The organism is Leucobacter japonicus (assembly GCF_001273855.1).
GTDB lineage: Bacteria > Actinomycetota > Actinomycetes > Actinomycetales > Microbacteriaceae > Leucobacter > Leucobacter japonicus.
Genome location: NZ_JHBX01000030.1, coordinates 1 through 224 on the forward strand (window position 1 = coordinate 1; position 224 = coordinate 224).

The 224-nt window shown below is 71.9% G+C and carries 1 protein-coding gene; it reads left to right on the top strand.

Going from position 1 to position 224, the window contains the following annotated elements; translation table 11 throughout:
• The coding region (locus AMS67_RS00075) for an MFS transporter (RefSeq protein ID WP_156316462.1) at window positions 1–224 on the top strand (224 nt) is incomplete at both ends.

Here is a 224-nt window from a genome sequence, read left to right on the forward strand (position 1 = left end):
GCCTGGTCCTAGTGCTGCTGGCGCTGCTCGTCGTCGGCTCGCTCATCGCGGCGCTCGCCGGTTCGATCGTCGGGGTCATCATCGGCCGGGCACTGCAGGGCGCCGTGACCGGCGTGATCCCGCTCGGGATCGCCATCATGCGCGACGTGCTGCCGCCCGAGCGGCTCGGCACCGCAGTGGCGCTCATGAGCGCAACGATGGGCGTGGGCGGATCGCTCGGCATG